A 13,539-nucleotide genomic window follows, 5' to 3' on the forward strand; every position below is an offset into this window, starting at 1 on the left:
GTCACCAGGCGATACTCGCGCGGTCGACGCGCCCTCGCTTCCGAAAACCTGCTGCTGCCGTCAGGACGAGAGCGCGCCTACCTTTTGACAATCCGGCAAAGTTGCTTTGTCGAACCTGCGAATCGTGGGCACAGTAACCGTATGGATGACGAGTTCGACGCCGTGCTGGCCGAGGTCGGGCCACGACTGCGCGCTTTACGACGCCGTACCGGCACGACGCTGACCGCCCTGTCGGAGAACACGGGCATCCCGATCAGCACCCTGTCACGACTCGAGTCCGGGCAGCGCAACCCCAGCCTGGGCCTGCTGTTACGACTGGCGAAGGTCTACCGGATACCGCTCGACGAACTCGTCGGAGCCCCCGCGAGCGGCGATCCTCGGATATATCCCCAGCCGTTCAGCCGCAACGGCATGACCGTCATTCCGCTGGCCCGCAACCCCGGCGGGCTACAGGTGTTCAAACAGGTCCTCCCCGCCGACCCGGACGATCGCGCCCCCGAACCCCGCTCCCACGACGGATACCACTGGCTGTACGTCCTCAGCGGCCGCCTCCGCGCGATACTCGGCGACCAAGACCTCATCCTTTCCGCGGGCGAGGTCGCCGAATTCGACACCCACCTCCCCCATTGGTTCGGCAACGCCGACACACACCCGGTCGAGTTCCTGAGCATCCTCGGCCCCCAGGGCAGACGCCTCAGAACCAGAGCCCGCTACACACCTGTGTGAGATGGCCCGAGCAGGTCCCACCGGTTTCCGGAGATGTCGAGGAAGACGGCGACGCGGCCGTAAGGCTCGGTGCGCGGTTCGGTGACGAATTGGACGCCCGCGCCGACCAGTCGGTGATACGTGCGCTCGAAGTCGGTGACGCGGAGGAAGAAGCCCACTCGCCCGGCGGCCTGATTTCCGATGGCGGCGCGCTGGCCCTCGCCGTCCGCTCGGGCGAGCAGGATTCCGGTGACCGCGGCGGGCGGGCGCACCACGACCCACCGTTTGGGGCGGCCGTCGTTGGTGAGCGACGGCGAGTCCTCGATCAGGTCGAAACCGAGTGTGCCGACAAAGAACTCGAGGGCGGAGTCGTAGTCCTCGACGATGATCGTAATCAGCTCCAGATGCACTCCGTGAGCCTAGTTGGGGCCGGACAGAGCCATTCCGGCTCCGACACCGATGATCATCAACCCGCCCGTGCCGCCGACAGTTTCGAGGCGGCGGGGCGAACGGACGAACCAGGACCGGGCCGTCGCCGCCAGTAGCGCCCACGTGCCGTCCGACAGCGCTTGGATAGCAAGGAAGACGGTGCCCAGGGTCAGGAATTGCGCAGGCAGGGCTCCCTGGTCCGGCACCGCGAACTGCGGAAGGACCGCGCCGAAGAACACGATCGTCTTGGGGTTGGTGGCGCCGACGATGAATCCCTGCCTGATCACGAGGCCGCCGCCGGCACTCGGGACCTTCGACCGCAGGGCCTCCGCCAGCTTCTTCCGCTGCCGGATCGCCGTGACGCCCAGATAAATCAGATACGCGGCCCCGACGATTTTCAAGATCAGGAAGAGCGTCGCCGAGGCCATCAGCACCGCACCGAGGCCGACCGACACCGCGACCAGCGGCACGAACGATCCGGCGACCCCGCCGACGACCGACAGAACCGCGGACCGCCGCCCCAGCGTCAGGGCTCGGCCGATGGCGAACAGCACGTTGGGACCCGGAATGACGATGATGATCAACGCGGCGACGGCGAAGGCCGCGATATGGGAGAGCGGGACCATCCCTCGGAGAGTAGCCGCGAATCAGGCGCGCCGGGCCTCGTCCGCGAGAGCGGTGGCGAGATCACCGAGCCTGCCGAAGGCGCGAGCCATCCCCACATGGTCCGCGTAATCGCGCGATTCCACGATCACCCCATCACGCACCTTTACCACGAAAATGCACGGGACCTCGAACGATCGGCCGTGCGCCGCACCGCGATACGCGAATTCGACGATCACCACCTCGGGATCGGCCGTCTCGTGCACGACCACGCCGTGCGGCCCGAACTCGGTGACGCCCGCCGTCCGGCCCGGACCTCCGGCGAAGTGCTCGCGAAGCTCGGCACGCGTGCGCAGAGGCGTATCCCCCAGCGGCGCGAACGGGTGGCGCACATCGGTGCTCTCGGCGTAGTAGCCGGCGAGTTCGTCCAGCAGCGCGGCCCGCCGCGGCTCGTCGAGACCACCCGCGACGAGGCGGCTCACGCCGGCGGTGACAGCGGCGACGACATCGGCGGGTGTACTCATGGCGCTCTCCTAAACGAAGTCCAGACTCCGCTTACTGTAGCGAAGTCTCGACTCCGGTTAAAGTGGTCATCGACAACGAAAGGACGACCAGGGGTGCGACAGGACGCGCGGCAGAACCGCGAGCGGATCCTCGCTGCGGCCGAAGCGGTCTTCGGCGAGCAGGGCGCGGCCGGCTCCACCGAGGAGGTGGCCCGCCGGGCCGGAGTGGGCGTCGCGACGGTGTTCCGTCACTTCCCCACGAAGACCGACCTGCTCGAGGCCACCGTTCTGTCCCATTTCGCCACCCTGCACGTCCGCGCCGAAACCCTTGCCGCGGAACGGGATCCGTTCGAAGCCCTCCGCACCCTGATCCGCGTGATGATCGAATCGGGCGCCACCAAACTCACGCTGATCTCACTGTTGGGCACGGATGGCCGGGTACCGGAGTCCGTGCGCTCCGCATCCCACGACGTGCGCACCACCGTCGACACCGTCCTGTCCCGCGCCCGGGAGGCTGGACAGGTCCGCCCCTCGGTCACCGTCGACGAGATCTATCTCCTGATCCGGGGCTTGTCCCAGGTATCCGCAACCCAGCCTGCGAACCCCGAAACCCTCGGCCGCGCAATCGATATCGTGCTCGCGGGGATTCGGGCGGAGCCGCCGTAGCCGACTCGCCAGCCCGCGATCAGGACGGGTTCGAGTAGACGCGGGTCGGCGTGACCAGCACGACCGCCCGGCGCTCGGCGTGCATCACCCGGTCGTAGGTATCCCAATCGTCGTGTGTCCCACCGGCGGCCGTGAAGACGTCCCGGAGCATGACCCGCAGCCGCTCGCCGTCGACCTCGGGGTGGGGATCGTCGGGGCCGATCAGCTGGGCGGAGCTTTCGACAGTGACCCACTGCCATCCGCTGCGGACGGTGATCGCGATGGTCGGATTCGCGCGCAGGTAGGCAAGTTTCGCGGTCCCGCCCCGCGCCACGAATCCGACGACGTCCGCACCGGTCAGCGGATGCGGCAGGACACCGGCGTTGACCACCGTCGCCTGCGGGGTCCCGTCGGGGCGGAGGGTGACGACGACGCAGAGTCCGTGGTCCTGGGCCGCCAGCTCCGCGAAGGTCTTCAGATCGGGCATGGTCCTCTCCTCCTGACGCGCCGACGCCTCAGCATATCGGCGATCGGAACGCGGGTGACCTACCGTCTCCTCGCCAGACAGCGCCTCTCCGGCAGCACCCCAGGATCCGGCGGTCGACGACCCCGGACACGCGCCAGCCCGATCGCCACAGCCACCCGCGGCCGCATCATGTGGAAGGGCGTCTTGTTCATGTTCAGCACGTCCAGGAACGTCGACGCGGCCACCGGATCACCGGACGCGGCTCGGAACACCTGGTTCATCCCCGCGTGCAGAACGGCCTTCACCCCGCCCGAGCCGAGCGGAACCGAGGGCAGGGTGACGTCGCTGAGCTTCGTCAGCCACCACGGCGTACGCAGCATGCGACCCATGCGGCGGTAGTAGCGGCGCGGCAGATCCTCGGCGCCCTGGCGCAGAACCGCGTCGAGGACGTCGGCGGAGATCGCCGCGACGGTCATCCCGCTGCCGTAGATGGGGTTGAAACAGCACATCGCGTCGCCGATCGACAGGATCCCGGCGGGCACCCGGTCCAGCAGTTCGTATCGACGCCAGACCGCCGTCTTGTACCGGTAGGTCGCCACGTCGTCGACGGGTGTCGCGTCGTGCAGCACGCCGGCGACATCGGCGGGCGCGAACGCGGCGGCGAACTCCCGCAGCGCATCGGGTTCCGAGGGCGGGTGATGCTCCTTCCCGACGCCGAACGCCGACAATACCCACTCGTCCCCCTCCTGCGCCGCGAACCCGAACCCGCGCGGCCGGCTGGGCATCGGCCCGACCAGAACGACCCGATCACCACCGACGGCATCCAGGGGCAATCGGAAATGGCAAGTGGCATAGGCGATATCGACGGGCACCTGATCCTCCCGCGGCCGCGGGTACCCGAGCGACTCCAACCACGTACCGGTCCTGGTTCCACGCCCCATGGCGTCGACCACCAGATCAGCGTGAACGGTCCGCGCCTCGTCACCGGTCTCCCTGCGCAACACCCGCACCCCACCGACGCCGTTATCAGCGGCAACGAGCCCGGCGACGGCGGCATCGTCCCAGATGGCCACGTTAGCCAGCGCTGAAACCCTCTTCCGCACATGTGATTCCAGGAACGGCCGGCTGGCGGCAACCGAACTCCGTCCCGTCGCCGACCGATGCAGCACGTTGCCGAAGAAGACCGCCCGGAAGTTGTCGAAGGCGCTGAATGCCTTGGCCCCGTCCATGATCAGCTCATCGATCAGACCGGGGAACCGCTTCTCGGCGATCTCCGCCGCCCGCATCAACAGGCCGTGCGAATGCCTCCCCTGCGGAACCCCGCGCCGCGCTGTACCCGTGGACGCCAAACGATCCCGCTCTACCACAGTCACTTCCGTGTAGTGGTCGGCCAGGACCCGCGCCGCGAACAGCCCCGCCATCCCACCGCCGAGAACCACCGCATGATCCCCGGCGCATCCGTTCGTCCGTGTCACGGTGTCCTCCTCGCGGTGCCGCAGCCTCGGTTCGCGTAGATACCCGAGCTGTCGGGCAGAGCACGGCGGACCTTACTCCGTATAACACCGTCACGTCACACGGAAGCCTCGGCCGATTCGCAGGGTCGGATGGCGTGATTTCACCGCTAACCATCCTGTGAACTAGCTATCACAAAGCCCTTCCAGCGCTTTCGCAAGATGTCGAGGGTTATTGCAGGCCCCGCAGTCACCTTGGACTGCTTCGAGGACGACGAGCCGTGACTCGGACTTCGGAACCGACTGTCACAACCGCCACGACCGATCAGGCACGCGACAGCCGGCCGCATCGAGCACCCGCATCGCCGCCGCCTTGCGCGGGCAATCGCGGGGATGGCATTCCAGGTGCAGTTGCATCTCGCGCTGGGCCTGGGCACGAGTCGCCGGAAGTCGCGGCCCATGCGTTGATCCGGAGGCTTGATACACAACAGATTTCGATGAGCTACCGCTCTCGACCGGCCCACCCGCACACCGAGGCATACCCGGCCACAAGCACGCCGCCAGAACAGCGACGACAGCCGCCATCCCAACGATCACGAACACCAGCCACATCGTGTGCCATACCGCCACCGAGCCGTCGCCGACATGCTCCCCGATTCGGCAACTCATGCCGTACCTTCGACAACCTCACCGACCCGCGCGTAAGTGGCAGGCGGACAAACGGTTTCGACATCGCACACTTCACATACCCGAGCCGGATCCCCGCCGAGATGACCGAGGTCGGGAACGACAACGACTACCGCACCGTGTGCACGAACCGTCTCGAGCAACCGCGTGACGGGAACCTCCACCATGACCGCATAGAAGATGACCAACCGGGCAATCGTGTAACCGAGCTTCAGGGCGTGCTGGCAGACGAGAGACTCGTTCTCGGGCCAACCCGGCAACGCGCTGTTGACGTAAGCAATTGCTCTGGGACGGATGGTCGGTCGATCCGTCGCGAGTTCGAGCGGCTTCCGCGTCGACACCACAGTCCCGAGTTCGAGGACTTGCGCCGAAGCTGCCGAGCAGTGGTCGTTCACGAGTGATTCCTCTCCGAAGGCGGTGGAAAGCACTCGCTACCGGGGAGCGTCAGCCGGTTCGAGGACGGACACCGACCGGGCTGATCGCTGTACCAGGACTTCGCGTCACCCGGTAGCGAGGCCGGTTCAAGCCTCATCGACCAGCTGTTTCGATCCCAGCCACAGAACAGCACCGAAGTAATACGCTTTCGATATTAACCGTGGCTACGGATCGGGGGCAGGGGATGATCGTCAGCACGTGGACAGGCGTGGAGGTCAGAGCACTTCGCACGACGGCCCTACGTCTGACGCAGGAACAGTTCGCCGAGCGGCTCGGATATCAGCCGCCGACCGTCCGTAAATGGGAGAAGGCCACCCACGCCCGCCCGGTTCGAGGCGAGTCGGCGCAGGCCCTCGACACAGAGCTGGCCCGGCTCGATGCGGAACAACGCGCACGGTTCCGAACGGCAATGGACGAGCAGGCCGATCGACAACTCGTTACCGAACGAAGCGATAGCCTGGCGGTGAGTACTCGAGACATCGACCAGGAAGTCGAGGACGAGGTGAAGCGCCGCGAGTTCGGGATTCTGCTGGGCGCCGCGTTCATCGCAGCGGGCGGCGATTCCTCTCTGGCACTCAACAGAATCGGAATAGACGACGCTCGACGACTCTCGGAGAGTGTCACCGATTTCGCCCAGCGCGAGCAGGCGATCGGCGGGGTCACGCTCGTCATGACCGCTGTGGAAGAACTGGAGCGAGCCAAGGCTCTGCTGGAAACGTGCACCTTCACCGACCCAGCCGGCCGAGCCTTCATGAGCGCGGCAGGTGAACTCGCGACCATCGCCGGCTGGCTCGCCTACGACGCCGACCTGCACCCGCTAGCGCGCCGCTGTTACGCCGATGCGTTCGCACTGGCCAACCAAGCAGGCGACAACGACCTGACCGTGCATGTCTGCCTGAATGCCGCACACCAGTCGATCGCGTTGAGTCGTACCGGAGAGGGCAACCCACACCGAGCCCTCGGACACCTCAACCGCGCCCGAGACCTCACCATCGGCCGCCGCCCCGGACGAATCCACGCGCTGATCGCCACCCGCGAAGCGCTTTCCCATGCACTCCTCGGCGATCGCAGCGGATTCGGCCGTTCCATCGCAACAGCCTGGCGAGAACTGGATTTCGCCCTCGACCACGAGCCCCTGAACGACTGCCCGCGATGGCTCCGATTCGTCAATCCCACCGAAGTCCGATCCCACGAGGCAAAGGGTTTCGGAGACCTCGGCGATTCGAGAAAATCCGCCGACCTCCTGGCCGCCGGTGCCGAATTGGAACAGGCAGGCACTCGAAACGCGGCCAACTACCGCGCCGCATGGGCCGCCACACTCGCCGACATCGGTGACACCGACGGAGCCGTCACCCAAGGACTTTCCGTGCTGGACGACCTGGAGAACTCCGTCTCGTCCACACGCACACTCCGACTGCTCGCCCCCGTCCGCTCCACAGTGGACACCAAGCCGGACAACGAATTCCGGATTCGTTTCGACAACCTGAAACGAAAGGTGACCAGCGGCGTATGACCACCAAAGACATCAACTTCGAGCACTACACCGCCGCCCAGGCCCGAGAACTACGCCCCGACGTAGAAGACATCTTCCGCGGCTCCTACATCGACACCATCGAATCCGGCGAACCCTTCGAGTCCCCCGAAGCCTTCATGACCCGCTTCGACACCTACACCGACCCCAACCGCCCAGCCGGATTCGAGTTGGTCATGGCACGAATCGACGGCGAGCCGATCGGACAGGCATGGGGGTGGCCCCTCACCTCCGGCACCCACTGGTGGGATGGCCTACAACTCGATGACGGCGATCCCACCGCGTTTACCGCAGAAACCGGTGTTCGCACATTCGCTCTCAGCGAGATCATGGTCCGAAAAGCCTTCACCGGCAGAGGCATTGCTCGCGCGCTGCACGACGAACTACTCGACAGTCGATCAGAGCAGCGAGCAACACTTCTCGTCCGCCCTGATAACCGTCGCGCCTACGCCACGTACCTGCGATGGGGCTGGCATCGGATCGGGGTGTTGAAGCCGGACTGGCCCAACGCTCCGCAATTCGACGCCTTGGTTCGGGCGTCGGATCACGGAGTTTTGTGAAGAATGGCACCAGCCAACGAATCGATCGTCTGCAGCAGTTCCCTCGGCGGGAGCCCAAGATCCAGAGCGTGACAGTGGATAGTTATACCGCAATTTCTGATCTCGTGGACTCTTGCAGGCTCGTTGCCCTTTGCGTAGACCAGATGCCCTTCCTTCAGATTCAGCACCGAGCAGTAGGTTAGCATCTGATACAGATCCGCCTCTGGAAACCCTTTCGGCCTCTCCGCCTTGTATTTTGCATCGACAACGGCCACTGGGGAACCATTATTGTCACGCCATACAAGATCGGGACGGAATCGTATCCTGGAAGCTTTGTCGACAAAATGCTCGGATTGAGTCTCCGCATGGCCACCGAACTGCCGCATCGCCATGCTGATAGAACCCGTAACGAAATCTTCGTAGACTCGCCACATATCGAACATGAAGCCGGAGACCGCGAGAGGGCCATTTCTTTGATCGAACGAACTGTTGTCCAGGATGACCTCGGATAGCCTGAGAACGTCATGGTATCTGACATTCAAGCGGTTCGGCCGCCATTTAGGTCTCCCAATCGACTTCGACGGTACCGTTATGTCGTCCATGAGTAGGCGGATACGACTGAGGCGCTGTCGTGCGTTCACGCCAATATCCGGCATACTCAACAGCCGAAGTGCTGCCAATAGGACGATACTGTTCTCCGTAGTATCAGTTGTAAAATCGTCGAACTCAACAGCTACGGGAAGAGGCAAGCCGAAGTTCTTGGTCAACTGATCCCTGAAATGCACTCGACCTCGAATTACGGAAAGTCTGTCCGCTCTGGTCGTGTACCCTTGCAGCAATCCTTGCTCGACCGCCCGAGAAGCGAGTCGTACGAATGACTCCGCTACAGCAGGAAACAGCCCTTCTGCCTTTTCCAGGCGAACGAACTCGTCACGCCACATCGAGGGATTCGAACAGTATCCGATGAAAAACAGGAGACGTTTTATATCCGCCACCTTCGGCCTGACGTTCACCTGCATGCCGCCCGCCCTGACCGAACCTACCTTACGTCCCGGTTTGACCGCGAACCCATGCGGTGACTTGCGGCTGACAGTAACCAGATCCAGCGCCGACAGCGTTTCGTACTCCTCGTCGGTAAGATCAAGAACCTGAGGTTTACCCCATTCCACCAGATCAATCGCCGGTCTCATTCCGATGCATCCTCATCCGAGCCCGTGACACCGTTCACGCCGTTACGAATCTTTTTCAGAGAATATTTCTCCCGAACACTGACATTGGAGTCCCCGAAGTGATACTCCTCCAAGAGAGGAATAATGGAAGTACGCCATGTCATTTCAATACCGGCCGGGGTTAGCGCAGCGGGTCTCATGAAGTACGACGGGCCGATCTTGAAATCTTCGTCTTCGATAACCGAGTTCAGGTTATCCATTATGTCAGCAGCTTCACTATCGTACCCCTTGCTGGACAGCCATTGCCGAAGCACGTTCTTTGTCGGCTCCTCCGAAGGGTGCAGCGACACGAAAGCGAACCGCCGACGCATAGCCGAATCGAGCAGGGCAATAGATCTGTCCGCCGTATTCATGGTGCCGATAATCACCAGATTCTTCGGTAATTTAAACGTAGATTTCGGCTTGGACGAATACATCAGGCTCAGCCGAGAGTCGCGGTACTCAAGAAGAAAATAAAGTTCGCCGAAGATTTTTGCTACATTTCCTCGGTTGATTTCATCGATAACCAGAGTATACAGTTTATCGGGGTTTTCCCTAGCCTCTCGAGCCAACTGCCGGAGCGGACCGAAGTGGACTTCGTACGTGATCTTCCCATCGACCGATCTACTCGGCCGAAATCCCTCGAAGAAATCTTCATAGGAGTACGACGGATGGAACTGAACGACTTTCACGTGACCCGGTCCGGATAGGTGTTCAGCTATCGCCTTGGCTATGTAGGTCTTGCCCGTCCCAGGCGGTCCGTAGAAGATAAGCTGAGGCCTATCCCGCAAAAGATCGATACACTGCTGTAGCCAACTTTGAGGCACGAATAGATCTTTGGCAAGTTTTTCCGATGCGTCGGGGACCTCTGGCTCGATATCAGAATCCTCGTCGTCATCAACGTCAATATCGCTGTCGAAGGCTTTCGTCAGTAGCTCAATGAGTTCTGCTGCATGCTCTCTGTCGAACTGCATGGATTGACTACTCTTCGGGTCGGACTCACGCTGGTTGGATCCGAAGGTGGACAGGTGAACCAACGTCTCCCCGTCATCCGTCTCAAGCACCTTGTACTCACAAGTTACGCCCTGGTCGAGCTTGTGCGGCCTGATTCTCGTTTGACTACTCGGAACGATTCTCAGAATACGGGCCATCGATTAGAACTCCCCTACAACAATCTCTGAAATGCACGGATGTCCCAGACTTCGCCTGACGTGTCACGCAGCGTCACGCGATAACCGGTCCGTCAAGGGCCCTCGGGCTCCCGCTGATACAACCTCCACAGCGGAGAAGGAACATGCGCCGGGCAGACTTGTCTGCCACTCGGACCAGCGCCGGACTCCATGTGAATCAGACTAGCCTCGTATTCGCACTCTTCGAAGCAGGCGCGGCCGATGGCGACGGTTCTTAAGCAAGCGCATAGTTGACCTCAACCTCACTCAAGCTTTTAGGGTTGCATCCATGCCCTTCACCGATGCCGAACTCGCCTACCTCAGCACCCAGCACCTCGGACGCCTGGCCACCGTCACCTCGTCCAACATCCCCAACCAGGTCCCCGTCGGCTTCCGCCTCAACCCCGACAACACGATCGACATCGGCGGACCCAGCCCCAACGCCCAGCGCTACCGCAACGTCCGCAAGAACCCGAACGTCAGCTTCGTAGTGGATGACATGACCCCGGACGACCCCAACGAGGTGAAGCCGGGATGGGGTCGGGGCGTCGAGATCCGGGGAACGGCGGAAATCGTGACCGTCGAGGACATCCCCGTCTCCCCCGACTGGTTCTGCAACGAGGTGATTCGCATCCACCCCACCCGAATCCACAGCTGGCACATCGATCCTGCCAATCCTGATGGGGAATCGCGTAACGTGTCGGGAGCCTGATCGGGAGAAGGATCAGGGTCTTTCCCCACTCCCCCTCATCCCCGGGTTGTATTTGTTCCCCATAGTGGTGCCAACCCCCGTGACCTTCTGGCCGGGATGGGTGAGACTGCTGGCGACGCAGTTGAGTTGGAAGGATTGACCTTGATGTCGATAACCAAACATGCGGCTTCGCGCACTGTTGCGCGGGTGGCTGTTGCGGGGGCCCTTGTGGCGGCTCCGCTTGCTGTACTTGCGATTCCGGCGCAGGCCGATACGGTCGGCGACGAGATCACCACCGAGGTGCACGGGCACGGGAAGCCGCCGTGGGACCTGCCGGGGTTGTGGGATAACGACCGGGATCGCCATGGGCGCTGGGATGACGACTGCGACGGGCGGGACCGCCGCCACGGCCATCCGGGAAATGGGTGGCGGCAGGCTGTGCCTCCGGGCTGGCTCGGAAGCAGCTGATCCTGGCTACGCGACGGCCCGGCACCGCACGGGGTGCCGGGCCGTTGTTTGTGCGGAGCCGGGCAATGGATGGTCGGTACGGGCCGTCGTTGTGCGGAGCCGGGCAATGGATGGCCGGTACGGGCCGTCGTTGTGCGGGCCGGGCAATGGATTTTGTTGTGCGGGCCGGGCGGCGGTTGGCCGGTAGCGGGCCGTCGTTGTGTGTACGGGCAAAGGATGGCCTGCGGTCTGCCGAGGGGTGGCCATCCTTATTGCTCGCTAGAGTCGGCGCGTGGACCTGATGGGGTGGTTGCTGGATTCCGATCCGGCGCTGCGGTGGCAGGTGGAGCGGGATCTGCTGGGTGAGCCGGAAGAGGTGTGGGAGGCGACTCGCGCGAGGATTGCGAGCGAAGGGTTCGGGGCGCGGCTGCTGCAGTTGCAGGGCGACGATAGGCAGTGGGCCGGCGGGGCGTTCTTTCCCGCGGACTTCGATTTTCACGGTCCCGAGGCCGCTCCGGGTGCGGGGCAGCCGTGGACGGCGACCACGTGGACACTCAACAGCCTGCGGGAGTGGGGTCTGGATCCCACGGTCTTGCGCGAGCGGCGGACGGCCGAATTGCTCGCCGAGAACAGCCGGTGGGAATACGACGATCTGCCGTATTGGGGTGGCGAAGTCGACTGCTGTATCAACGCGTGGACGGTCGCGAACGGGCTGTGGCTCGGCGCGGATATCTCCGGTCTCGTCGATTGGTTCCTCGCGCATCAGCTCGGGGACGGTGGGTGGAATTGCGAGTGGGTGGAGGGCTCGACGCGGTCCTCGTTCCATTCGACGCTCAATTCGCTGAAGGGCCTGCTCGCCTTCGACATCGCGACCGGGGGAACCGACGCGACCCGGACAGCTCGGCGTCGAGGTGAGGAATATCTTCTGCGGCGCAGTCTCTTTCGCCGGCTGTCGACGGGCGAGCGGGTGGGTCCATGGGTGGATCGCTTCGCCTATCCGTTCCGCTGGACCTACAGCGTTCTCAACGCGGCCGAGTACTTCCGCCAGGCGGCGCTGCTCGACAATGGACGGCCGGATCATCGGATGGCCGAGGCGATCGAACTCCTCCGCGCCGCCCGGCAACCCGACGGCACCTGGCTCCAGGCCCGCAGGCAACCGGGCCGTGTGTGGTTCGAGGTCGACGCGCCGCCGGGTGAGCCGTCCAAATGGCTGACGCTGTACGGCACTCGGGTGCTGAACTGGTGGGATTCAGGACGACGCCACCGATGAATTCGACGACCACGGGGAGTCCATACGTCAGAACCCGTGTTCCGAACGTCATCAGTGAGGTTTTCATGAGCACCAACGCATTACCGCCCGTCGTCGACGCCGAGACCTGGCAGAAGCAGCTCGACGCGCTGCGGGTGCGGGAGAAGGCCGCGACCCGCGAACTCGACGCCATCGCCGCGGAGCGCCGCCGGCTGCCGATGGTCGAGATGCCGGATTACACCCTCGAAGGCGAAGACGGGCCGGTCCGGCTGGCGGACGTTTTCGACGGCAAATCGCAGCTGATCGTCTACAACCACATGTGGTTTCCGGACGAGAAGTGGCAGTGCCCGGGTTGCACCGGGTTTACCTCGCAGTACACCCGGCTGGATTTCCTGGACAACTGGGATGCCCGGTTCGTCATCGTGACCCAGGGGCCGATCGATCAGGCACTCGCCTACAAGCGGCGGGTCGGCAATCGGATGACCTGGTATTCGACGGCGAACAGTTCCTTCGGTAGCGATGTCGGGGCGCCACCTGGAGCCGGATTCGCCGTCAATGTCTTCCTGCGCGACGGCGACACCGTCTACCGCACCTGGCACACCAACGGCCGCGGCACCGAGCAGCTCAGCCACAGCTTCGCGCTGATCGACGTCTTGCCGTACGGGCGTCAGGAAGTGTGGCAGGACGTGCCGGAGGGCTGGCCGCAGTCCCCGACCTACAGCCGGTGGAGTTCCTCCGAGAAGATCGCCGAGCTCTACGGCGAACCGGAGGCGTGACCGCT

Annotated in this window: 15 protein-coding genes; 7 read left to right on the forward strand and 8 right to left on the reverse strand. The window is 63.6% G+C overall.

Annotated features, from left to right (window positions below):
• The first annotated feature begins 141 nt into the window (after nt 1-141).
• Nucleotides 142-726 carry a helix-turn-helix domain-containing protein gene (locus tag ON41_RS22510; protein WP_040749695.1) on the forward strand — a complete coding sequence of 195 codons (585 nt, stop codon included), beginning with the start codon at nt 142-144 and terminating at the stop codon, nt 724-726.
• On the opposite strand, the gene ON41_RS22515 is transcribed toward ON41_RS22510, so the two are convergent.
• From ON41_RS22515 to ON41_RS22525, 3 genes are read right to left on the reverse strand one after another with little or no spacing between them, the layout of a single operon-like run.
• Entirely contained in the window at nt 711-1,115 is a 405-nt protein-coding gene (locus ON41_RS22515; protein WP_040749696.1) for a VOC family protein, read from the reverse strand. The two genes, ON41_RS22510 and ON41_RS22515, sit on opposite strands and share 16 nt — an antisense overlap.
• Nucleotides 1,116-1,124: 9 nt before the next feature.
• Nucleotides 1,125-1,760: a LysE family translocator gene (locus ON41_RS22520; RefSeq protein WP_040749697.1), complete on the reverse strand. Its 636-nt coding sequence runs from the start codon at nt 1,758-1,760 to the stop codon at nt 1,125-1,127.
• A gap of 21 nt (nt 1,761-1,781) precedes the next feature.
• Entirely contained in the window at nt 1,782-2,261 is a 480-nt protein-coding gene (locus ON41_RS22525) for a nuclear transport factor 2 family protein (RefSeq protein ID WP_040749698.1), read from the reverse strand.
• Between the two features lie 93 nt (nt 2,262-2,354).
• Between ON41_RS22525 and ON41_RS22530 the strand changes: the two genes are divergently transcribed.
• On the forward strand, nt 2,355-2,906 hold the full coding sequence (locus ON41_RS22530; protein ID WP_040749699.1) for a TetR/AcrR family transcriptional regulator: 552 nt from the start codon (nt 2,355-2,357) through the stop codon (nt 2,904-2,906).
• A 19-nt stretch (nt 2,907-2,925) separates the two neighbouring features.
• Here the strand turns inward: ON41_RS22530 and ON41_RS22535 are convergent, their stop codons facing one another.
• From ON41_RS22535 to ON41_RS41775, 3 genes are all read right to left on the reverse strand, one after another.
• Nucleotides 2,926-3,372 (reverse strand): TIGR03618 family F420-dependent PPOX class oxidoreductase, encoded by a 447-nt coding sequence (locus ON41_RS22535; RefSeq protein WP_040749700.1) that lies wholly within the window; start codon nt 3,370-3,372, stop codon nt 2,926-2,928.
• 59 nt (nt 3,373-3,431) lie between these two features.
• Complete coding sequence (locus ON41_RS22540) at nt 3,432-4,826, reverse strand: NAD(P)/FAD-dependent oxidoreductase (RefSeq protein ID WP_157185585.1); 1,395 nt, start codon at nt 4,824-4,826, stop codon at nt 3,432-3,434.
• Nucleotides 4,827-5,467: 641 nt separating this feature from the next.
• Entirely contained in the window at nt 5,468-5,884 is a 417-nt protein-coding gene (locus ON41_RS41775; protein WP_157185586.1) for a hypothetical protein, read from the reverse strand.
• A 224-nt stretch (nt 5,885-6,108) separates the two neighbouring features.
• Here ON41_RS41775 and ON41_RS22545 point away from each other — a divergent pair, with 224 nt between their 5' ends.
• Together ON41_RS22545 and ON41_RS22550 are read left to right on the forward strand one after the other, a co-directional pair.
• On the forward strand, nt 6,109-7,437 hold the full coding sequence (locus ON41_RS22545) for an NsdA family TPR-like regulatory protein (protein WP_040749702.1): 1,329 nt from the start codon (nt 6,109-6,111) through the stop codon (nt 7,435-7,437).
• Nucleotides 7,434-8,015, forward strand: coding sequence for a GNAT family N-acetyltransferase (locus ON41_RS22550; protein ID WP_040749703.1), 582 nt, complete (start codon nt 7,434-7,436; stop codon nt 8,013-8,015). Before ON41_RS22545 ends, ON41_RS22550 begins: the two co-directional genes overlap by 4 nt.
• Here ON41_RS22550 and ON41_RS40480 read toward each other — a convergent pair.
• Together ON41_RS40480 and ON41_RS22555 are read right to left on the reverse strand one after the other, a co-directional pair.
• Nucleotides 8,000-9,184 (reverse strand): McrC family protein, encoded by a 1,185-nt coding sequence (locus ON41_RS40480; RefSeq protein ID WP_083905544.1) that lies wholly within the window; start codon nt 9,182-9,184, stop codon nt 8,000-8,002. The two genes, ON41_RS22550 and ON41_RS40480, sit on opposite strands and share 16 nt — an antisense overlap.
• Nucleotides 9,181-10,353 carry an McrB family protein gene (locus tag ON41_RS22555; RefSeq protein ID WP_083905545.1) on the reverse strand — a complete coding sequence of 391 codons (1,173 nt, stop codon included), beginning with the start codon at nt 10,351-10,353 and terminating at the stop codon, nt 9,181-9,183. The genes ON41_RS40480 and ON41_RS22555 overlap by 4 nt, the downstream gene beginning before the upstream one ends.
• 307 nt (nt 10,354-10,660) lie before the next feature.
• On the opposite strand from ON41_RS22555, the gene ON41_RS22560 reads away from it, so the two are divergent.
• From ON41_RS22560 to ON41_RS22570, 3 genes are all read left to right on the forward strand, one after another.
• On the forward strand, nt 10,661-11,083 hold the full coding sequence (locus tag ON41_RS22560; RefSeq protein WP_040749704.1) for a PPOX class F420-dependent oxidoreductase: 423 nt from the start codon (nt 10,661-10,663) through the stop codon (nt 11,081-11,083).
• A gap of 727 nt (nt 11,084-11,810) precedes the next feature.
• Entirely contained in the window at nt 11,811-12,779 is a 969-nt protein-coding gene (locus tag ON41_RS22565) for a hypothetical protein (protein WP_040749804.1), read from the forward strand.
• 65 nt (nt 12,780-12,844) lie between these two features.
• Nucleotides 12,845-13,534, forward strand: a complete 690-nt coding sequence (locus tag ON41_RS22570) for a DUF899 domain-containing protein (protein ID WP_040749705.1) — start codon at nt 12,845-12,847, stop codon at nt 13,532-13,534.
• Nucleotides 13,535-13,539 lie beyond the last annotated feature (5 nt).

It is taken from the genome of Nocardia transvalensis NBRC 15921 (assembly GCF_000308875.1).
Lineage (GTDB): Bacteria > Actinomycetota > Actinomycetes > Mycobacteriales > Mycobacteriaceae > Nocardia > Nocardia transvalensis.

Excerpts from the sequence above, each read along its gene's own strand:
- ON41_RS22510 (WP_040749695.1), top strand. The coding sequence starts at position 142 with ATGGATGACGAGTTCGACGCCGTGCTGGCCGAGGTCGGGCCACGACTG.
- ON41_RS22520 (WP_040749697.1), bottom strand. The coding sequence starts at position 1,760 with ATGGTCCCGCTCTCCCATATCGCGGCCTTCGCCGTCGCCGCGTTGATC.
- ON41_RS22525 (WP_040749698.1), bottom strand. The coding sequence starts at position 2,261 with ATGAGTACACCCGCCGATGTCGTCGCCGCTGTCACCGCCGGCGTGAGC.
- ON41_RS22535 (WP_040749700.1), bottom strand. The coding sequence starts at position 3,372 with ATGCCCGATCTGAAGACCTTCGCGGAGCTGGCGGCCCAGGACCACGGA.
- ON41_RS22545 (WP_040749702.1), top strand. The coding sequence starts at position 6,109 with ATGATCGTCAGCACGTGGACAGGCGTGGAGGTCAGAGCACTTCGCACG.
- ON41_RS22550 (WP_040749703.1), top strand. The coding sequence starts at position 7,434 with ATGACCACCAAAGACATCAACTTCGAGCACTACACCGCCGCCCAGGCC.
- ON41_RS40480 (WP_083905544.1), bottom strand. The coding sequence starts at position 9,184 with ATGAGACCGGCGATTGATCTGGTGGAATGGGGTAAACCTCAGGTTCTT.
- ON41_RS22555 (WP_083905545.1), bottom strand. The coding sequence starts at position 10,353 with ATGGCCCGTATTCTGAGAATCGTTCCGAGTAGTCAAACGAGAATCAGG.
- ON41_RS22560 (WP_040749704.1), top strand. The coding sequence starts at position 10,661 with ATGCCCTTCACCGATGCCGAACTCGCCTACCTCAGCACCCAGCACCTC.
- ON41_RS22565 (WP_040749804.1), top strand. The coding sequence starts at position 11,811 with ATGGGGTGGTTGCTGGATTCCGATCCGGCGCTGCGGTGGCAGGTGGAG.
- ON41_RS22570 (WP_040749705.1), top strand. The coding sequence starts at position 12,845 with ATGAGCACCAACGCATTACCGCCCGTCGTCGACGCCGAGACCTGGCAG.